The organism is Pseudomonas sp. TE21435, assembly GCF_056279265.1.
The window spans coordinates 3,006,669-3,025,136 of sequence record NZ_JBWBQZ010000001.1; the positions used below are offsets into that span (position 1 = coordinate 3,006,669).

At 64.9% G+C, this 18,468-nt stretch carries 17 protein-coding genes; 5 read left to right on the forward strand and 12 right to left on the reverse strand.

Features of this window, described 5'->3' with window-relative positions; translation table 11 throughout:
* Positions 1-26: 26 nt before the first annotated feature.
* Both ACZ9C1_RS13525 and ACZ9C1_RS13530 read right to left on the reverse strand, forming a co-directional pair.
* Positions 27-584: a sugar ABC transporter ATPase gene (locus ACZ9C1_RS13525; protein ID WP_102682938.1), complete on the reverse strand. Its 558-nt coding sequence runs from the start codon at positions 582-584 to the stop codon at positions 27-29.
* Positions 585-634: 50 nt separating this feature from the next.
* Positions 635-1,390 (reverse strand): sulfite exporter TauE/SafE family protein, encoded by a 756-nt coding sequence (locus tag ACZ9C1_RS13530; protein WP_139669097.1) that lies wholly within the window; start codon positions 1,388-1,390, stop codon positions 635-637.
* Between the two features lie 97 nt (positions 1,391-1,487).
* Here ACZ9C1_RS13530 and ACZ9C1_RS13535 point away from each other — a divergent pair, with 97 nt between their 5' ends.
* Positions 1,488-2,387 carry a LysR family transcriptional regulator gene (locus ACZ9C1_RS13535; protein WP_457378191.1) on the forward strand — a complete coding sequence of 300 codons (900 nt, stop codon included), beginning with the start codon at positions 1,488-1,490 and terminating at the stop codon, positions 2,385-2,387.
* Here ACZ9C1_RS13535 and ACZ9C1_RS13540 read toward each other — a convergent pair.
* Entirely contained in the window at positions 2,375-3,139 is a 765-nt protein-coding gene (locus ACZ9C1_RS13540) for an N-acetylmuramoyl-L-alanine amidase (protein ID WP_476254065.1), read from the reverse strand. The genes ACZ9C1_RS13535 and ACZ9C1_RS13540 overlap by 13 nt on opposite strands.
* Positions 3,140-3,276: 137 nt before the next feature.
* Here ACZ9C1_RS13540 and xseA point away from each other — a divergent pair, with 137 nt between their 5' ends.
* The 3 genes from xseA to leuA all read left to right on the forward strand — a co-directional run bounded on the left by xseA (position 3,277) and on the right by leuA (position 7,530).
* On the forward strand, positions 3,277-4,656 hold the full coding sequence (gene xseA, locus ACZ9C1_RS13545) for an exodeoxyribonuclease VII large subunit (RefSeq protein ID WP_476254066.1): 1,380 nt from the start codon (positions 3,277-3,279) through the stop codon (positions 4,654-4,656).
* A gap of 3 nt (positions 4,657-4,659) precedes the next feature.
* Positions 4,660-5,487, forward strand: coding sequence for a peptidoglycan DD-metalloendopeptidase family protein (locus tag ACZ9C1_RS13550; RefSeq protein WP_457378188.1), 828 nt, complete (start codon positions 4,660-4,662; stop codon positions 5,485-5,487).
* A gap of 369 nt (positions 5,488-5,856) precedes the next feature.
* Positions 5,857-7,530, forward strand: coding sequence for a 2-isopropylmalate synthase (leuA, locus tag ACZ9C1_RS13555; protein WP_102682942.1), 1,674 nt, complete (start codon positions 5,857-5,859; stop codon positions 7,528-7,530).
* 209 nt (positions 7,531-7,739) lie between these two features.
* On the opposite strand, the gene ACZ9C1_RS13560 is transcribed toward leuA, so the two are convergent.
* Genes ACZ9C1_RS13560 through zwf form a run of 3 tightly spaced genes read right to left on the reverse strand, consistent with a single transcriptional unit; the run spans position 7,740 to position 10,601 of the window.
* The gene (locus ACZ9C1_RS13560; RefSeq protein ID WP_046854326.1) at positions 7,740-8,414 is read right to left on the reverse strand and encodes a bifunctional 4-hydroxy-2-oxoglutarate aldolase/2-dehydro-3-deoxy-phosphogluconate aldolase; all 675 of its coding nucleotides are present in this window, start codon (positions 8,412-8,414) and stop codon (positions 7,740-7,742) included.
* Between the two features lie 17 nt (positions 8,415-8,431).
* Positions 8,432-9,145 carry a 6-phosphogluconolactonase gene (gene pgl, locus ACZ9C1_RS13565; RefSeq protein WP_277501825.1) on the reverse strand — a complete coding sequence of 238 codons (714 nt, stop codon included), beginning with the start codon at positions 9,143-9,145 and terminating at the stop codon, positions 8,432-8,434.
* Positions 9,132-10,601 (reverse strand): glucose-6-phosphate dehydrogenase, encoded by a 1,470-nt coding sequence (gene zwf / locus ACZ9C1_RS13570; protein ID WP_214500530.1) that lies wholly within the window; start codon positions 10,599-10,601, stop codon positions 9,132-9,134. Before zwf ends, pgl begins: the two co-directional genes overlap by 14 nt.
* Before the next feature lie 191 nt (positions 10,602-10,792).
* On the opposite strand from zwf, the gene hexR reads away from it, so the two are divergent.
* Positions 10,793-11,656, forward strand: a complete 864-nt coding sequence (hexR, locus tag ACZ9C1_RS13575; RefSeq protein WP_172670918.1) for a DNA-binding transcriptional regulator HexR — start codon at positions 10,793-10,795, stop codon at positions 11,654-11,656.
* Here hexR and ACZ9C1_RS13580 read toward each other — a convergent pair.
* The 6 genes from ACZ9C1_RS13580 to ACZ9C1_RS13605 all read right to left on the reverse strand — a co-directional run bounded on the left by ACZ9C1_RS13580 (position 11,649) and on the right by ACZ9C1_RS13605 (position 18,371).
* Positions 11,649-12,503 carry a D-hexose-6-phosphate mutarotase gene (locus ACZ9C1_RS13580; RefSeq protein ID WP_046854323.1) on the reverse strand — a complete coding sequence of 285 codons (855 nt, stop codon included), beginning with the start codon at positions 12,501-12,503 and terminating at the stop codon, positions 11,649-11,651. The two genes, hexR and ACZ9C1_RS13580, sit on opposite strands and share 8 nt — an antisense overlap.
* Before the next feature lie 119 nt (positions 12,504-12,622).
* Complete coding sequence (locus ACZ9C1_RS13585; protein WP_371926796.1) at positions 12,623-13,996, reverse strand: carbohydrate porin; 1,374 nt, start codon at positions 13,994-13,996, stop codon at positions 12,623-12,625.
* 13 nt (positions 13,997-14,009) lie between these two features.
* Positions 14,010-15,164 (reverse strand): ABC transporter ATP-binding protein, encoded by a 1,155-nt coding sequence (locus ACZ9C1_RS13590; protein ID WP_038706737.1) that lies wholly within the window; start codon positions 15,162-15,164, stop codon positions 14,010-14,012.
* 3 nt (positions 15,165-15,167) lie between these two features.
* Positions 15,168-16,013 carry a carbohydrate ABC transporter permease gene (locus tag ACZ9C1_RS13595; protein WP_457378186.1) on the reverse strand — a complete coding sequence of 282 codons (846 nt, stop codon included), beginning with the start codon at positions 16,011-16,013 and terminating at the stop codon, positions 15,168-15,170.
* Entirely contained in the window at positions 16,006-16,914 is a 909-nt protein-coding gene (locus ACZ9C1_RS13600; RefSeq protein WP_457378185.1) for a carbohydrate ABC transporter permease, read from the reverse strand. The genes ACZ9C1_RS13595 and ACZ9C1_RS13600 overlap by 8 nt, the downstream gene beginning before the upstream one ends.
* 149 nt (positions 16,915-17,063) lie before the next feature.
* Positions 17,064-18,371: an ABC transporter substrate-binding protein gene (locus ACZ9C1_RS13605; protein WP_139669078.1), complete on the reverse strand. Its 1,308-nt coding sequence runs from the start codon at positions 18,369-18,371 to the stop codon at positions 17,064-17,066.
* Between the last annotated feature and the right edge of the window lie 97 nt (positions 18,372-18,468).

An 18,468-nucleotide genomic window follows, 5' to 3' on the forward strand; every position in this document is an offset into this window, starting at 1 on the left:
GCTCAATGCAAAATAAGGGCCTTCGGTCAGCCTTGCGGCAGTTTTACCTGCACCACCGCCACCGGCTGGTCCAGCCAGTCGGCGAAGCTGTCGAGGAAGGCCTGGGTAAACCCGGCCTCGCCCCAGTTATTGAAGATGAACCCCAGGTTGGAAAAGGCACACGGCTGCAAATAGAGAAAGCCATTGATGTCGTCTTCGAAGCCGCACAACGGGCAGGTGAAGTTATCGCTCACCCCCGGCATCCACTCCTCCAGGCTCTCGAACAGCGGCTCGCCGACCTCGCGCCGGCACTCCGGGCAACCGGCTTCTTCGAGAAAACCGTCGGTGGGGGTGTAGATGCAGCGCTTGAGCATCACTTCCAGGCCGTTGACCTGCTCGCCGAACGGCAACCTCTCGGGATGCAGGGCCACCTTGCGCGCCCCCTCCGCCAGGGCATGGCCCATGCGGTTGCCGGTGCGCCCACAGGTGCTCAACTGTTCCTCGACGATTTTTTCGCGCACCAGCCAACGCAGGATGGCGCGGGCGCGCGCCTCATGGACGGGCACGGTGGACAGTTTGGGGACGATGATGCTCTGGGTATTCATGCGTGAGGCGGGCCTGGGGACTGCGGTAATGGCGCAATTCTAGCGCCTGCTCAGGCGCTCAGGTAGCGACCGATCAACGCCAGGCCGCTGGCCAGGACCAACCAGGTGACCAGGCGGATGAAGGCCTCGCGGGACAGTTTCAAGGTCAGTCGCCGCCCCAGCCAGGTGCCGACGAACATCACCGGCAGCAGGCAGGCGGCGAGCAGCAGCAAGCTGCTATCGGCATACACCCCGGCGATCAGGAACAGCGACAGGCGCACCACCGTGCTGCAACTGATCAGGGCGACCTGGGTCGCACGCACCTGTTCCTTGGCCTCCAGGCGGGCGCTGAGGTAGATCGCGTAGAGGAATCCACCACTGCCGAACAAGGCGCCGAACAATCCGCCCACCGTGCCCATGGGCACCGCCCAGGCGCCCGACAGGCTAGCCGGGCGCACCTTGACCGCCAGGCCATAGACCGCATAGGCGGTCACGAAGATGCCCATCAGCAACAGCAGCAGATCGGACTTGAGCCGTAGCAGGAACACCACGCCCAGGGTGCAACCCACGGCCATGAACGGCAGCAGGCGCAGCAACTCGCCGCGCACCACATCGCGCCGCGAAGGCAGCAGGTTGCCGAAGGCGGCGACGAAGTCCAGCAGCACCAGCAGCGGGATGATCCGTGACAACGGCATGAAATGGATCAGCACGGGGCCGGCGACCAGCGCGGTGCCAAAACCGGCGATGCCGAAGACGATGTAGGCCACCCCCACTCCCAGCAGGATGGGCAGCCAGTCGGACGTGGAAAACGACAATTGAGCGAGCATCGCGGCAGTTCCTAGGAAGTCCACTGAAGATTAGCCAGCCACAAGCCATGCCGACTAATATGTCTTTTCGCCGCAAGATATCTCGAAAAGGCATGACATGACCTCTATCCGCCAACTGCGCTACTTCGTCGAAATCGCCGAGGTCGGCAGCTTCAGCGCCGCCGCCGAGCGGTTGTACATTGCCCAGTCGGCCCTCAGCCGGCAGATCAAGGAGCTTGAGCTTCAGCTGGGCACCGCCCTGTTCGAACGCACTGCGCGCCTGCCACGCCTGACCGTGGCCGGTCAGGCCTTTCTCGAGCGCGCCCGCCATCTGCTGGCCGACCTGGACAAGGCCGAGCGCCTGGCCCGGGAAATCGGCCAGGGCCTGCGCGGCAGCCTGCGGCTGAACCACTCCAGCACCGTGCCGCTGACCGGCCAGCTGCTGCAGCGCCTCGGCGGCTACCTCAAGGACAACCCCGGCGTTTCCCTGGAGATCGCTCAGCAATCGTCGGAGGCGCAACTGGAGGACATCGCCGAAGGCCGCCTGGAGATCGGCCTGTTGCGCCTGCCGGTGCTACGCCAGCATGAGGGCGTTGAGCTGCATGCGTTGTTCGATGAGCCCCTGCTGCTGGCTGTGGCGGCGAACCACCCACTGGCCGCGGCAGCCAGTGTTCGGTTGGGGCACCTGCGCGAGGAGCGCTTCATTTCCATACCCCACCGCCAGCGCGGCGGGCTGAGCTACCTGTCGGCGTCGTTATGCATGAACGAAGGGTTCTTTCCCCGGGCGGCGCAGGTGGTGTCGCGCAAGACCACCCAGCTGCAACTGATCCAGGCCGGGTTCGGTGTGGCGTTGCTGCCCCTGAGCATGCGCGAGATCGCCCCGCCCTCTGTCACCTTCGTGCCGCTGGCCGAGGCTTGCCAGAGCACCGTGGCCCTGGCCTGCCGACGCGACGCAGCAGCGCTGTCGAGAAAGCTGCTGGACAGCCTGCGCTCGCCACAGGGCGATCAGGGCATGTAGCGCTCCACCAGCGCAAAGACGATCGCCGCGGTCTCGGCATCCAGCACACCGTCATAGTTGCCTGGCCTGAAATGCAGCTGGAACGCCCTGAGCAACGCGCGCACCTGGGCCGGATCGGGGCGGGTCGGGAAGCTGTAACCGTAGGTACGCAGCTTGTCGAGGACGACCTTGAGCTGCGGCAGGCAACCCGCGAACCGCTGCTCGTAGTGCGCCTTGCGCGCCTCGTCATACCAGGCGCCGATACCGGCCTGGTGCAGGGCCTGCCAGGGAAAAGCGGCGCCCGGGTCGCTCTTGCGGCCAATGGCGATGTCGCTATGGCCGACCACCTGGGTCGGCGTGATCTCCGGATAGCGCTGCAGGATCGCCTGGCCCAGCTGGATCAAGGCTTCTACCTGCTGGGGGTGATAGGACGGGAACATGAACTGGCCGTTGCTCACCGACGCCTGGTTGACGATCTCGATGCCGATCGACGTATCGTTCAGGTTGCTGCGTCCTGCCCAGCCGCTGACCCCCGCATGCCAGGCGCGCTCGTTCTCGTCAACGAGGTTGAAGGTGCGCATCGCATCAAAACCTGCACTCGCGAAGCTCGGATCGGACGGGTCGGGCACCAGGTAGTGGGCGCTGACCTGGGTACCGTTGACCAGCGCATTGATCGAGCCGTTGAAATTGATGGCTGTGTAATGCAGCACCAGGAATCGCACCCGTCGGTTGAAAGCCTTGGAGCGGTAAGTGTGGGCGTCTATGGGATACATGGCGAATCTCCTCATGGAATCAAGCGCCCAGACTGCATCGCCGGGTGTCGGGGCCGGCAGCCGGAAATACTCCCAAGGTTGGGCGTACCAGCAGCCGGCACAGTGCATCCGCGCGACGGCTCCTTTATGATGCCGCCATGATCAGAGACCCTTTCGAACGACTCGGCCTGGACCGCGAGGTCCTCACCGTCAGCCAGCTCAACGGCCGCGCCCGCGTGCTGCTTGAGGACGTGTTCCGCAGCGTCTGGGTGGAAGGCGAGATTTCCAACCTCGCCCGCCCGGCCTCCGGCCATATGTACTTCACCCTCAAGGACAGCGGCGCGCAGATCCGCTGCGCGCTGTTCCGGCAGAACGCCGCCCGGGTGCGCCAGGCCCTGCGCGACGGCCTGGCGGTACGGGTGCGCGGCAAGGTCTCGCTGTTCGAAGGGCGTGGCGACTACCAGCTGATCCTCGATACGGTCGAGCCGGCCGGCGACGGTGCCCTGCGCCTGGCGTTCGAGGCGCTGAAGGAAAAGCTCGGCGCCGAGGGGCTGTTCAGCACCGAACGCAAGAAGCCGCTACCGGCGCACCCGCAACGCATCGGCATCATCACCTCGCCCACCGGCGCGGTGATCCGCGACATCATCAGCGTGTTCGGCCGCCGTGCGCCGCAGGTCGAGTTGAACCTGATCCCCACCACGGTGCAGGGCCGCGAGGCGATCAACCAGATCGTCCGCGCCCTGCAGATGGCCGATCGGCAAGGCTTCGACGCGCTGATCCTGGCCCGTGGCGGCGGCTCGCTGGAAGACCTCTGGTGCTTCAACGAAGAGGCCGTGGCCCGCGCCGTGGCCGCCTGCGTCACGCCCATCGTCAGCGCCGTGGGCCATGAGACCGACGTGTCGATCAGCGACTTCGTCGCCGATGTACGCGCACCCACGCCGTCGGCCGCCGCCGAGCTGCTCGCCCCCGACAGCAGCGGCCTGCAGCAGCGCCTCGACAGCCTGCAACGGCGCCTGCTGCTGCGCATGCAGAACCGCCTGGCCCACGACCGCCTGCGCCTCGACGGGCTGGCCCGACGCCTGCGCCACCCCGGCGAACGCCTGCGCCAGCAGGCCCAGCGCCTGGACGACCTGGACATGCGCCTGCGTCGCGCCTTCATGCTCGACATGAACCAGCGCCAGCAACGCCTCGGCCGCCTCGACACGCGCCTGGCCGCGCAACATCCAGGACGCAGCCTGAAACTGCTCAAGCAGCGCCTGGACAGCCTCGCCGAGCGCCTGCCGCGGGCCATGCGCGAGGTGCTCAAGGACCGCCGCCAGCGCTTCCAGGCACAACTACAGACCCTGCAGGTGGTCAGCCCGCTGGCCACCCTCGCCCGCGGCTACAGCATCCTCCTGGATGAGCGCGGCCAGGCCATCCGCAGCGCCGCGCAAACCCACAACGGCCAACGCCTGACTGCCCGCCTCAACGAAGGCGAGCTCAAGGTGCGGGTCGAGGACAACCACCAGACCCCGGTCACCCTCTCGCTACTGGACTGACACATGCCACGCCTGTTCGCGCCCCTGCTTGCCCTCGCCTTGCTGCTGCCGGTCACGGCCGCCCACGCCAGCTACATCACCCGCGCTCTCAACAAGCCCGTGCCCGGCGGCGTGGCGGTGGTCGACCTGGGGCCCGCCGCCAGCGCCCCGACGGCGCGCTTCGACGGCAAACCGGTACTGGTGGTCAGGGAGCAGGACAACTGGCTGGCCATCGTCGGCATCCCGCTGACGCAAAAGCCCGGCAGCGCCGTGCTGACCCAGGGTGGGCGCAGCATTCCTTTCAGTGTCGGCAGCAAGAAGTACCCCGAGCAGCACATCACCTTGAAGAACAAGCGCCAGGTCAACCCTGAACCGCAGGACCTCAAGCGCATCGACCGCGAACTGGCCGAGCAGATCAAGGCCTACCGCAGCTTCAGCCCTGTGCTGCCAAGCAACCTGGTCCTCGACAAGCCGGTCAACGGGCCGCTGTCGAGCAAGTTCGGCGTGCGCCGCTTCTTCAATGGCGAGGAACGCAACCCCCATGCCGGGCTGGACTTCGCCGTGCCCGCCGGCACGCCGATCAAGACCCCGGCCAATGGCAAGGTGATCCTGGTGGGCGACTACTTCTTCAATGGCCGCACGGTGTTCGTCGACCATGGGCAAGGCTTCATCAGCATGTTCTGCCACATGTCGAAGATCGACGTGAAGCCGGGCCAGGCGCTGCGCCGTGGCGAGGTGGTGGGCCGCGTAGGTTCGACTGGCCGGGCCACCGGGCCGCACATGCACTGGAACGTAAGCCTCAACGATGCGCGGGTGGATCCGGCGATCTTCATCGGCGCGTTCCAGCCCTGAAATCGCAATCGCGGGGCCAGCCCGCTCCCACGCAGCCGGCGTTGGCATTGTAGGAGCGGGCTGGCCCCGCGATTTGCGCAATGAAAAAACATAACGCAATAAAATCTCAACAAGGCCTGATTAACGGACATAAAAAATCCCAATCATCGTTTTTTTAAGCATTTCTCTCAATTTTCCCGCAATGCTTGCCATCCCCCAACCCACTGGTTAGGGTTGAGCATATGAACATCTTCAGCACCCTCCTCCAACAACACCGCAGCCTCTGCCTGGTCAGCGCCCGACTACCAGGGTGAATCGCGTCGCCTCGCCTTTTCATCTCGTACACGTTCGGCAGGCCCGATCACGGCCGCACATAAAAGGATTGCTTCCATGACCATGCTCAAAGACCCATCGAAGAAGTACCGCGCCTTCCCGACCATCGACCTGCCTGACCGTACCTGGCCGTCGAAGGCCATCACCCAGGCGCCGATCTGGTGCAGTTCCGACCTGCGTGATGGCAACCAGTCGCTGATCGAGCCGATGGATGCCGAGAAGAAGCTGCGTTTCTGGAAGACCTTGGTGCAAGTAGGCGTGAAGGAAATCGAGGCGTCGTTCCCGTCCGCATCGCAGACCGACTTCGACTTCGTGCGTACCCTGATCGAAGACGGCCATATCCCGGACGACACCACCATCCAGGTGCTCACCCAGGCCCGTGAAGACCTGATCGCCCGTACCTTCGAATCCCTGCGCGGCGCCAAGAAGGCCATCGTTCACCTGTACAACGCCACCTGCCCGTCGTTCCGCCGCATCGTCTTCAACCAGGACAAGCAGGGCGTCAAGGACATCGCGGTCAATGCCGCCAAGCTGTTCGTCAAGTACGCGGCGCAGCAGCCGCAAACCCAGTGGACCTTCCAGTACTCGCCCGAAACCTTCAGCGCCACCGAGCTGGAGTTCGCCAAAGAGGTGTGCGACGCGGTGATCGAGGTGTGGAACCCGACCCCCGAGCACAAGATCATCCTCAACCTGCCGGCCACCGTCGAAGTCGCCACGCCGAACGTCTACGCCGACCAGATCGAGTGGTTCTGCCGTAACGTCAACCGCCGCGACAGCGTGATCATCAGCCTGCACACCCACAACGACCGTGGCACCGGCATCGCCGCCACCGAGCTGGGCCTGATGGCTGGCGCCGACCGTGCCGAAGGCTGCCTGTTCGGCAACGGCGAGCGTACCGGCAACGTCGACCTGGTGACCCTGGCACTGAACCTCTACACCCAGGGCATCGACCCGCAGCTGGACTTCTCCGACATCGATGGCGTGCGCAAGGTCGTCGAGGAATGCAACCAGCTGCCGGTGCACCCACGTCACCCGTACGTTGGCGACCTGGTCCACACCGCCTTCTCCGGCTCGCACCAGGACGCCATCCGCAAGGGCTTCGCCAAGCAGCAGGACGGCGAGCTGTGGGAAGTGCCGTACCTGCCGATCGACCCGGCCGACATCGGCCGCAGCTACGAGGCGGTGATCCGTGTCAACAGCCAGTCGGGCAAGGGCGGCATCACCTACCTGCTCGAGCAGGAATATGGCATCAGCCTGCCGCGCCGCATGCAGATCGAGTTCAGCCAGGTGGTACAGGGCGAGACCGACCGTCTCGGCCTGGAAATGACCGCCGAGCAGATCTACAAGCTGCTGCAGAAGGAATACCTCCAGGCCAACGCCCCGTATGCCCTGGTCAGCCACCGCCTGCAGGAAGAGAACGGCAGCAGCCACGTGCAAGTGGAAGTCTCCGGTGAAGGCGAAACCACCCTGCACTGGCACGGCAAGGGCAACGGCGCCCTCGAAGCGCTGGTGGCCGGCCTGCCGATCGCCGTGGAGATCATGGACTACAACGAACACGCCATCGGTGCCGGCACCAATGCCAAGGCCGCGGCCTACATCGAGCTGCGCGTGGCCGGCGGGCGTCCGGTGCACGGCGTGGGCATCGACGAGAACATCACCACCGCCAGCTTCAAGGCGCTGTTCAGCGCACTGAACCGCTCGCTGAGCCAGCAGCAGGCCAAAGCGGCGTAAGTCGCAATGTGATGATCAAGGCCCGCATCTTGGATGCGGGCTTTTTTTGTCTGTACCGGCCTCATCGCGGATGAATCCGCTCCTACAGGGACCGTGTAGGAGCGGATTCATCCGCGATGAGGCCGGTGCAAACAACCCAAAACCCACAGGCGAAAAAAAGGGGCGCCGACCAAGCGCCCCACAAGCCGTGTAGCACACAACGAAATCTGTCAGTCCAGCAACGCCATCGCCTCGGCGCTGCACGCCTCGATCCGCGCCCAGTCGCCGTTCTTGATCCAACTGCTATCGAGCATCCAGGTACCGCCCACGCACATCACATTGGGCAGGGCCATGTAGTTGCGCACGTTGGCCGGGTTGACCCCGCCAGTGGGGCAGAAGCGAATGTCGCCGAACGGGCCGCCGAACGCCTTGATCGCCGCCACGCCGCCACTGATCTCGGCCGGGAACAACTTGAAGCGGCGGTAGCCCAGGGCATAGCCCATCATGATCTCCGACGGCGTGCTGATGCCTGGCAACAGCGGAATGTCGCTGTCCACGCCCGCTTCGAGAATGTCCTGGGTGATGCCCGGGGTAACAACGAACTGCGCGCCCGCCGCCTCGACGGCGGCGAACATGCCGCGATCGAGCACGGTACCGGCGCCGACGCACAGCTCCGGGCGCTGCTCGCGCAGCACCTGGATGGCCTTCAGGCCGTGTTGCGAGCGCAGGGTCACTTCCAGGGTGCGGATGCCGCCAGCGGCCAGGGCATCGGCCAGGGGCAGGATGTCTTCCTCACGGGCGATGGTGATCACCGGCAGGATGCGCGCCTTGTTGCAGATCGCGTCGATCCGCGCGGCTTTGTCGGCCATCGAGAGCAAAGGCTGTGGGCGTTCGAGGGTGGTCATGACAATGGATCCTTGGCTCATGGGCACCAGTAGATGTCCAGGGGGTCGTGAAGAAAGGCGCGAATCGGCATTTCGGTTGGGTCTTCGGCCGCCAGCGCGGTGCGCAGGGTGGCAAGCTTGCCCGCGCCCTGCACCGACAACAGGGTCAGGCCGGCAGTGGCCAGCAGCGCGCGGGTCATGCTCAGGCGCTGGTGCGGCACGCTGGGCGCCAACATCGGCAGGCAGCGGCGCTCACCGACCTTGGCCAGGCCCTGGCGCAGGTTGGGGCTGGCCGGGAACAGCGAGGCTGTATGGCCATCGTCGCCCATGCCCAGCACCAGCACATCGATCGGTGGCAGGTCGGCCAGCACCTGGTCGGCCTGCTCGGCAGCGGCTTCGAGGGTAGCGGCGGGTTGGTAGAGCCCGATAAAGCGCGCCTTGGCCGCCGGCCCCTTGAACAGGTGACGAGCCAGCAGGCCGGCGTTGCTGTCGTCGTGCGCCACCGGCACCCAGCGCTCATCGGCCAGGCTCACGGTGACCCGGGACCAGTCCAGCGCCTCGCCGGCCAGCTTCTCGAGGAAGGGCACCGGGCTACGCCCGCCAGACAGCACCAGGCAAGCCTGCCCCTTGCTGGCGATCGCCTGGCGCAGGCGCTCGGCCACGTCGAAGGCCTGGGTCGCCGCCAGGGTTTTCGGATCAGCCAGCTGATGAACCTTCACGGTCGCCGGCAGTTGCAGTTCAGATATCGCCATACCAGGCCCTCCCATCACGTGTAATCAATGCAATCGAGCTCATCGGCCCCCAGGAGCCGGCCGCATAGGGCTTGGGCGCGTCACCGCTGGTCTTCCAGCCAGCGATCAGCTGGTCGCACCACTTCCAGGCGTATTCGATCTCGTCCTTGCGCACGAACAGGTTCTGGTTGCCGCGCATCACTTCCAGCAACAACCGCTCATAGGCATCCGGGATCCGCGCGCTGCGCCAGGTGTCGGAGAAATTCAGCTGCAGCGGGCCGCTGCGCAGTTGCATGCCCTTGTCCAGGCCCTGCTCCTTGGTCATCACCCGCAGCGAAATGCCCTCGTCCGGCTGCAGGCGAATGATCAGTTTGTTGCCGATCTGCAAACGCTGTTCCGGGGCGAAGATGTAGTGCGGGGTTTCCTTGAAATGGATGACGATCTGCGACAGCTTCTGCGGCATGCGCTTGCCGGTGCGCAGGTAGAACGGCACGCCCGACCAGCGCCAGTTGCGGATATCGGCACGCAGGGCGACGAAGGTCTCGGTGTCGCTCTGGGCGTTGGCGTTGTCCTCTTCGAGGTAACCCGGCACCGGCTTGCCGTCACTGAAACCGGCGATGTACTGCCCACGCACCACATGGGTGCTCAAGCCCTCGCCGGTGATCGGCGCCAGTGCCTTGAGCACCTTGACCTTCTCGTCGCGGATGCTGTCGGCCGAAAGGTCGCTGGGCGGGTCCATGGCGATCAGGCAGAGCAGCTGCAACAGGTGGTTCTGGATCATGTCGCGCAACTGGCCGGCCTTGTCGAAATAGCCCCAGCGGCCCTCGATGCCGACCTTTTCGGCAACGGTGATCTCCACATGGGAGATGGAGTTCTGGTTCCACTGGGTTTCGAACAGGCTGTTGGCGAAGCGCAGGGCGATCAGGTTCTGCACCGTCTCCTTGCCCAGGTAGTGGTCGATACGGTAGACACGGCTCTCGGGGAAGAACCGCGCCACGGCGTCGTTGACCCGGCGCGAGGACTCCAGGTCGTGGCCGATGGGCTTTTCCAGCACCACCCGGGTGCGCGACGCCAGGCCGGCCTTGTCGAGGTTCTCGCAGATCGCTCCGTAGACCGCCGCCGCCGTGGCGAAGTAGGCGATCAGCGGCTGCCCGCTCGGTGCCTGCTCAGCCAAGGCCTGGTAGCCCTCGGGCTCGACGAAGTCCAGGTGCAGGTAGCTCAGGCGCGCCAGGAAGCGCCCCAGGGAGGCGGCATCGATCTCGGCCTCCGGCACGTGGCGGCGCAGATGGGCTTCGATGTTGTTCAGGTGTTCCTGCACGCTGCCCGGCTCGCGGGCCAGGGCCAGCAGGCGGGTGTCGGGGTGCAGGAGGTCGGCGCGGTCGAGCTGGTAGAGCGCGGGGAACAGCTTGCGCAATGCCAGGTCGCCTAGGGCGCCAAAGAGGGCGAAGGTGCAGGGTTCGACACTGATCGCGGCCATAATGTTGGTTCTTTTATAAATGTTGGACTAGGAATACCGGTTTCAACCCTGCTTTTCAAGGGTTAATGTAGTAAAAACCACAACATCCAATACAGCTATTACAGACAAGTGGTGTGACAATCTTACCGACAGTAGGATACACACCAGCGCAAAAAGCCTGCTTCCCGACCCAAGGACACACCATGGACCGCGTGCGAAACCTCCTGGAACAGATCCAGGGCCGCCTCGACGAGCTGAACAAGGCCGAACGCAAGGTCGCCGAAGTCATCCTGCTCAACCCGCAGCAAGCCACCCGCTTCAGCATTGCCGCCCTGGCCCAGGCGGCCAGTGTCAGCGAACCGACGGTCAACCGCTTCTGCCGCTCGTTCGGCGTCAGTGGCTACCCCGAGCTCAAGCTGCAACTGGCGCAGAGCCTGGCCAGCGGCGCCGCCTATGTCAGCCGCGCGGTGGAGGCAGACGACGATCCGGCCGCCTACACCCAGAAGATCTTCGGCAGCGCCATTGCCTCGCTCGACAGCGCCTGCCAGGCGCTCGACCCGCAGCAGGTCAGCCGCGCCGTGGACATGATGATCCAAGCCCGACAGATCCACTTCTTCGGCCTCGGCGCCTCGGCCCCGGTGGCCCTCGATGCGCAGCACAAGTTCTTCCGTTTCAACCTCGCCGTGTCGGCCCACGCCGATGTGCTGATGCAGCGCATGCTGGCTTCGGTGGCCCACACCGGCGACCTGTTCGTGATCATTTCCTACACCGGGCGCACCCGCGAACTGGTCGAGGTGGCGCGCCTGGCGCGGGAAAACGGCGCCTCGGTGCTCGGCCTGACCGCCGCCGGCTCGCCCCTGGCCCAGGCCTGCAGCCTGAGCCTGCATATCCCGCTGCCGGAAGACACCGACATCTACATGCCGATGACCTCGCGGATCATCCAGCTCACCGTGCTCGATGTGCTCGCCACCGGCATGACCCTGCGCCGTGGCGTGGACTTCCAGCCGCACCTGCGCAAGATCAAGGAAAGCCTCAACGCCAGTCGCTACCCGATCGAGGACGACGACCTCAACTGAGCCGGTGCGCCTGCAAACGCAGGTGCGCCCGCTCGCCCGGCGCCAGGCTCAGACCCTCGCCACTGCCGCTGGCCGCCTCGACGCAGACGAAGCCTTGGCACTCGCGCCCGCTCACGCCCATCAACGGCCGGTTGCCAGGGTGCCAGACCACAGTGTCGTCGCTGTCGCCGGTGTCGATGCACAGTTCGCGCTGCCAGGCCGGGTCCTGCAATTGCACCCGCGGCGTACCGGGATAGACCCGCTGGCAACCGCCCTTGAGGGTCAGCGCGCCGTCTTCGCGGCAGGCCTGGCGATTGAGACGGTCGTAGCCGTCGATGTCCTCCAGCCCAGACAGCGCTATCTTCGACACGTCGCTGATCCGCCAGTAGGCCAGCAGCGCATGGCTCAGCTGGCACGGTTCACTGTCCTGGTGCTCGGTGCTCAGGCTCAGTTCCATGCTCGCTCCAAGCCGGGCATGCAGGTCGACCTGCCAGTCGCACAGGTCCAGGCGCCATTTCAGGGTCACCCCCTCCTCGTCCTCGCGGCTGTCCACCAGCTTCCAGTCCAGCAGGCGCGCCCAGCCATGGGCCGGCCACAGGTCCTCGCTGGGATGGCGGCCATACCAGGGCCAGCACACCGGCACGCCTCCGCGGATAGCCCCTACCTGCGGCCACTGCTCGGCGCACCACAACCAGGGTTTCTCACCGGCGGGTTGAAAGTGCAGGAGCTGCCCGCCCTGGCGGCTGAACACTGCCTGGCAGCGAGGGTGGTCGATGATCAGCACATCGCGCTGCTGGTAACGCTCCCACTCGAAGGTCGGCCTGGGCCGTTGCGAGGTGAAGAAGCGATGTAGCGGATGTTCGGGCATGGTTCCAAGCTCTTTTGTTGTTCGAGATAGCGCTGTCTCAGCCCGTGCCCGCTAACCACTGCAGACCAGTGGTTAGCGGGAAGGCCGAAATGGATGGCGTAAATTTACAACAATTTTTCTCAGAATGACGACTGAATCTTCAACCCCGCGACCAGCGCGTTGTCCACTTCGTCCACACCACCCGGGCTCTTGATGTACTGCAGGTTCGGGCGCACGGTCAGCCAATTGGTGACGTGGAAGCCATAGTAGAGCTCGGCGTTGTACTCGGTGCGCTGCAGCGGCGCGAAGCCCGGGTTGTCATAGTCGTTGATGCCGGACTGGGCATTGAGCAGCTCGGCGCGCTTCTTCACATCGTCATTGACGTGGATGCGGGCGATGCCAAAGCCGATGTCGTCCTTGGGCCGGGCATCGAAGGCACCCTTGTAGACCAGGCCGACCTGCTGGTAGTTGTCGACCACGTTGGTGGCCTTGTCGTGCACGGTGAAGTTGGCGAACAGGCTCAGGCCGCGGTTGACGTCGCCGGCATGGGCGGTGACCTGCTGCTGGGCCACGACCCACCAGCCGTGCTTGCTGGAGTGCGACTTGAACGCCGCGCCGGTCAGCGCCTGCGGGTTGCCGTTGATGTCGTCGTACACGTCGTCGGCCTTGGCGGTGCTGTAGTAGTAGCCCAGGCGGTACTCGCCCGGCAGGCCGTTGACCTTCGGCGACCAGACCGCCTCCACCGGCAGTATCGCGCCCTTGGTGCCGCTGCCGCTGAGTTTGAAGCCGTTGCCGGTCTCCAGGTTCGACGGGTTCTGCTCGTAGGCGCCGACCTGGACGAAGAATTCCGGGGTGATGTTGTACTTGACCCGCAGCGCCCACTGGCTGACCGGCCAGTTGTACCAGATGCCGCCGACCCAGTTGCCCACTTGCGAGCCGCAGAAGGCCAGGTTCTGGAAGTCGCAGGGGAAGCTGTTGAAGTCCTCGCCCTCGCCGAAGCGGCCGAATTTCACGTCCAGCGCGCCGTCGAAGTACTTCTGCTTGACCCACATCTGCGTCAGGCGCCAGGTCTGGCCGCGCCCCCAGACCTCCTGCACCGAGCTGAACTGCCCGGCACGCGGGTCGCTGATGCGGTCGTTGGACAGGTTGCGGCCGCTACGCTCGGTGATCGCCAGCTTGAACTCGGTGTCCTTCCAGCCGAAGATCTTCTCCAGGTCCAGGTGCGCGCCCAGGGCGAACTGGTCGCTGTAGCGCGCGGTCTTGTCGTCGTTGTAGCCACCGTGCAGGTTGCCGGCCACTTCGCCAACGTAGTCGAGGGTGAAGTCGTAGCCCTTCTCCAGCAGCTCGGTACGGGTGCCGCCCCAGTCGCCGGTCATCCATTTCGATTCCGACGAGAAAGCCTCGGCGGCCTGGGCCCCGCTGCTGCCGACCAGCGCCAGCAAGGCGAGCGATCCCAGGGTCTTGATGCGATTGCGATGTTCCATCCCTTTGCGTCCTCTTTTCTTGTTATGCATTGTTCTAGACGATTCAACGGCCTTTGAAGCGAGTCACGTTGTCCTTGATGGCAGTGCCGCTGGCGGCGAGGTCGAGACGTTCGCCGCTGCCGGCGTCGAACAGCAGCACCCGCGCCGGGTCGAACTGCAGGTTGAGGCTGTCGCCCACCCGGCACGCTACATCCGGCGCCAGGCGGCAGCAGACCTTGGTCTGGTTGAGGGTGACGAACACCAGCAGGTCCGGGCCGGTGGGTTCGGTGACCTGCACTTCGGCGCGGATGGCGGGCATGCCGTTGCCCTCGGCGGCCCCCAGCGAGATTTGTTCAGGGCGCACGCCGAGGATGATCTCGCGCCCTTCCAGCTCGTCCGCCGCCACGCCCAGCGGCAGCTCGCAGCGCGCCTGGCCGCTGTCGAGCAGCGCCAGCACCCGCCCGTCCTGCTTCATCAGGCGCACGGGAATGAAATTCATCGGCGGCGAGCCGATGAAACTGGCAACGAACAGATTGGCCGGGTCGTTGTAGATCTGTTGCGGGGTGCCGAACTGCTGGATGATGCCGTCCTTCATCACCGCCACCTTGTCGCCCAGGGTCATGGCCTCGATCTGGTCATGGGTGACATACACCGTGGTGGTCTTCAGGCGCTGGTGCATCAGCTTGATCTCGGTGCGCATCTCCACCCGTAGCTTGGCGTCGAGGTTCGACAGCGGTTCATCGAACAGGTAGATCTTCGGCCGCCGCGCCAGCGCCCGGCCCATGGCCACGCGCTGCTGCTGGCCGCCGGACAGCTGGCCGGGCTTGCGCCCCAGCAGGTGCTCGATCTGCAGCAGCTTGGCCACCCGCGCCACCTCCTCGTCAATGGCGGCCTGGGACATCTTGCGGATCTTCAGGCCAAAGGCGATGTTGTCGCGCACGTTCATGGTCGGGTACAGCGCGTAGGACTGGAACACCATGGCGATGTCGCGATCCTTGGGGCTCATGCCGCTGACATCCTCGTCGTCGATGAGGATCGCCCCGCCGCTGATGCTTTCCAGGCCGGCGATGCAGTTCATCAGCGTCGACTTGCCGCAGCCCGAGGGCCCGACCAGGATCAGGAACTCGCCGTCCTTGATCGCCAGCTGGATGTCCTTGAGCGTGTCCGGCAGGCCCGCGCCATAGGTCTTGTGCACATTGCGAAGTTCGAGTGTTGCCATGACTTACCCCTTGACCGCGCCGGCGGTCAGCCCGCGCACGAAATACTTGCCCGCAATCACGTAGACCAGCAGCGTCGGCAGCCCGGCGATCATCGCCGCGGCCATGTCGACGTTGTATTCCTTGGCCCCGGTGCTGGTGTTGACCAGGTTGTTCAGGGCCACGGTGATCGGTTGCGAGTCGCCGCTGGAGAACACCACGCCGAACAGGAAGTCGTTCCAGATCTGGGTGAACTGCCAGATCAGGCAGACCATGATGATCGGCGTCGACATCGGCAGGATGATCCGCCCGAAGATGGTGAAGAACCCGGCGCCGTCCAGGCGTGCCGCCTTGACCAGCGCCTCGGGGATGCTCACGTAGTAGTTGCGGAAGAACAATGTGGTGAAGGCCAGGCCGTACACCACATGCACCAGCACCAGGCCGCCGGTGGTGCTGGCCAGGCCCAGCTTGCCGAGGGTGAACGAGGCCGGCAGCAGCACGGTCTGGAACGGCAGGAAGCAGCCGAACAGCAGCAGGCCGAAGAACAACTGCGAGCCACGGAAGCGCCACATCGACAGCACGTAGCCGTTGAGCGCGCCGATGGCCGTGGAGATCAGCACCGCCGGCACGGTGATCAGGATCGAGTTGAGGAAGTAGCCGTTGACCGTGGCCCAGGCCTTGGCCCAGCCAATGCCGGTGAACACCGCAGGCCAGCTCAGCAGGTTGCCGGTGCTGATGTCCTCGGGGGTCTTGAAGCTGGTCAGCAGCATGACCACCAGTGGTACCAGGTACAGCAGCACCGCCAGCAGCAGCACGGCGTGGATGGCGATGCGGCTGAGGTTCAGCGCGGGTTTGTCGACAGGACTAATCATGGCGTTTGCCCCGCAGTTCGGAGTACAGGTAGGGGACGATGATCGCCAGGATCGCGCCCAGCATGAGGATCGCGCTGGCCGAGCCCATGCCCATCTGCCCACGGCTGAAGGTGAACGAGTACATGAACATTGCCGGCAGGTCCGACGAGTAGCCCGGCCCCCCCGCGGTCATCGCCGCGACCAGGTCGAAGCTTTTGATCGCGATGTGCGCGAGGATCATCAGCGAGCTGAAGAACACCGGGCGCAGGCTGGGCAGCACCACGGTCCAGTAGATGCGCGGCAGGCTGGCGCCATCGAGCTGTGCGGCGCGGATGATCGACTGGTCGACGCCGCGCAGGCCGGCGAGGAACATCGCCATGATGAAGCCCGAGGCCTGCCACACGGCAGCGATCACCAGGCAGTAGACCACCCGGTCGGGGTCGATCAGCCAGTCCAGGCGAAAGCCTTCCCAGCCCCAGTCACGCAGCAGCTTGTCCAGGCCCATGCCGGGGTTGAGCAGCCACTTCCAGGCGGTACCGGTGACGATCATCGACAGCGCCATGGGGTACAGGTAGATGGTGCGGATGAAGCCTTCGCGGCGGATGCGCTGGTCGAGCAGCACGGCAAGGAACACGCCGATGGCCAGGGTGATGCCGATGAACAGCCCGCCGAACAGCAGCAGGTTCTTGCTCGCCACCCACCAGCGGTCGTTGTCGAACAGCCGGGCGTACTGGGCCAGGCCCGCCCACTTGTAGGTGGGCAGGAAAGTAGAGGTGGTGAACGAGAGGACGAAGGTCCACAGGATGTAGCCGTAGAAGCCCACCAGGACGATGAGCATGCTCGGCGCCAGCACCAGCTGGGGCAGCCAGCGCTGCAGCGCGTCCAGGGGTGAGGCCCGCAGGCGGGCGGTTGCTGTAGTCATGATCTGGGTTCCCGATACGAGATTGCCTGCGCGGGCCTTATCGCTGGCAAGCCAGCTCCCACAGGTACAGGTGTGCTCAGGCTGATCGCTGTACCTGTGGGAGCCGCGGTTCGCCGCCGCGACTTGCCGGCGATAGGGCCGTCAGCCCCTTACTTGGCCGCTTTGACAGCTGCGTTCAGCTTCTTCGCCGCGTCGGCCGGATCGGCCTTGGGATCGTTGATGTAGTTGGTCACCACATCGAAGAACGCCCCCTGAACCGCCAGGGTGGTGGCCATGTTGTGCGCCATGCTCGGTTGCAGGCCGCCGTTTTTGGCATCGGCCAGGAAGTCCTGGGCCGCCGTCTGGGCGCAACTGTCGAAGCCGTACTTGCCCATGTCGGCAAGCATGTCGTTACGCACCGGGATCGAGCCCTTGTTGATGCTGAAGACCTTCTGGAAGTCTTCGCCCAGCACCTTGCGGGCGATGTCCTGCTGGCCTGCCGCGGTACCCTTGTCCTTCTGCTTGAACACCACCAGCGAGTCGATGTTGTAGAGGAAGGCCTGGTCGGTGCCGGGGAAGGCCACGCACTGGTAGTCCTTGCCAGCGGTCTTCTTCGCCAGGGTCCATTCGCTCTTGGCCCAGTCGCCCATGATCTGCATGCCGGCCTTGCCGTTGATGACCTTGGCCGCCTCCAGGTTCCAGTCCTGGCCCTTGCCGTCAGGGTCCATGTAGGTGGCGACTTTCTTCAGTTCGGTGAGCGCCTTGACCATCTCGGGGCCGGTCAGGGCCTTTTCGTCCAGCTCGACCAGGGCCTTCTTGTAACCCTCGACGCCCATCACCGAGAGCACCACGCTCTCGAACACGGTGCTGTCCTGCCACGGCTGGCCACCGTGGGCCAGCGGGATGAAACCGGCGGCCTTGAGCTTGTCGGCGGCGGCGTAGAATTCATCTAGGGTAGTCGGGGCCTTGTCGATACCGGCCTTCTTGAACACTTCCGGGTTGATCCACAGCCAGTTGATACGGTGGATGTTTACTGGGACGGCAACGTAACTAGGTGGTTCCTTGGATTCCTTGTCCTTGTACTTCACAGTATCGGCGATCTTCTTGTCGAGCAGGCCGTCCCATTTCTCTTCCTTGGCCACGTCCTTGAGCACATCGGTATCCAGCAAACCGGTTGATGCCCACTCCTGGATATCCGGGCCCTTGATCTGCGCGACCCCGGGCGGGTTGCCAGCCACGGCGCGGCTCTTGAGCACGGTCATGGCGGTGGCGCCACCACCGCCAGCCACGGCGCCGTCCTTCCAGGTGAAGCCGTCCTTCTCGACCTGCGCCTTGAGCACGTCGACCGCGGCCTTCTCGCCGCCGGAGGTCCACCAATGGACGACTTCCACGCTGCCTTTGGAGTCGGCGGCCTGGGCACTGAGGGAGAACAGGGAGGCGAAGGAGATCGCGGCGGCGAGACGAAGCGTCGGATGCATGGGATTACCTTTCTTGTTGTTATGCGAGGCAAGACTGTCGCTTGCATGGCATGGAGTGTAGGGAGGTCGCGCCCGGCGCCAGGTAACGAACGGATGC

Bases quoted from the DNA above. Each gene is read 5' to 3' on its own strand.
- ACZ9C1_RS13525 (WP_102682938.1), bottom strand. From the start codon at position 584: ATGAATACCCAGAGCATCATCGTCCCCAAACTGTCCACCGTGCCCGTC.
- ACZ9C1_RS13530 (WP_139669097.1), bottom strand. From the start codon at position 1,390: ATGCTCGCTCAATTGTCGTTTTCCACGTCCGACTGGCTGCCCATCCTG.
- ACZ9C1_RS13535 (WP_457378191.1), top strand. From the start codon at position 1,488: ATGACCTCTATCCGCCAACTGCGCTACTTCGTCGAAATCGCCGAGGTC.
- ACZ9C1_RS13540 (WP_476254065.1), bottom strand. From the start codon at position 3,139: ATGTATCCCATAGACGCCCACACTTACCGCTCCAAGGCTTTCAACCGA.
- xseA (WP_476254066.1), top strand. From the start codon at position 3,277: ATGATCAGAGACCCTTTCGAACGACTCGGCCTGGACCGCGAGGTCCTC.
- ACZ9C1_RS13550 (WP_457378188.1), top strand. From the start codon at position 4,660: ATGCCACGCCTGTTCGCGCCCCTGCTTGCCCTCGCCTTGCTGCTGCCG.
- leuA (WP_102682942.1), top strand. From the start codon at position 5,857: ATGACCATGCTCAAAGACCCATCGAAGAAGTACCGCGCCTTCCCGACC.
- ACZ9C1_RS13560 (WP_046854326.1), bottom strand. From the start codon at position 8,414: ATGACCACCCTCGAACGCCCACAGCCTTTGCTCTCGATGGCCGACAAA.
- pgl (WP_277501825.1), bottom strand. From the start codon at position 9,145: ATGGCGATATCTGAACTGCAACTGCCGGCGACCGTGAAGGTTCATCAG.
- zwf (WP_214500530.1), bottom strand. From the start codon at position 10,601: ATGGCCGCGATCAGTGTCGAACCCTGCACCTTCGCCCTCTTTGGCGCC.
- ACZ9C1_RS13580 (WP_046854323.1), bottom strand. From the start codon at position 12,503: ATGCCCGAACATCCGCTACATCGCTTCTTCACCTCGCAACGGCCCAGG.
- ACZ9C1_RS13585 (WP_371926796.1), bottom strand. From the start codon at position 13,996: ATGCATAACAAGAAAAGAGGACGCAAAGGGATGGAACATCGCAATCGC.
- ACZ9C1_RS13590 (WP_038706737.1), bottom strand. From the start codon at position 15,164: ATGGCAACACTCGAACTTCGCAATGTGCACAAGACCTATGGCGCGGGC.
- ACZ9C1_RS13595 (WP_457378186.1), bottom strand. From the start codon at position 16,013: ATGATTAGTCCTGTCGACAAACCCGCGCTGAACCTCAGCCGCATCGCC.
- ACZ9C1_RS13600 (WP_457378185.1), bottom strand. From the start codon at position 16,914: ATGACTACAGCAACCGCCCGCCTGCGGGCCTCACCCCTGGACGCGCTG.
- ACZ9C1_RS13605 (WP_139669078.1), bottom strand. From the start codon at position 18,371: ATGCATCCGACGCTTCGTCTCGCCGCCGCGATCTCCTTCGCCTCCCTG.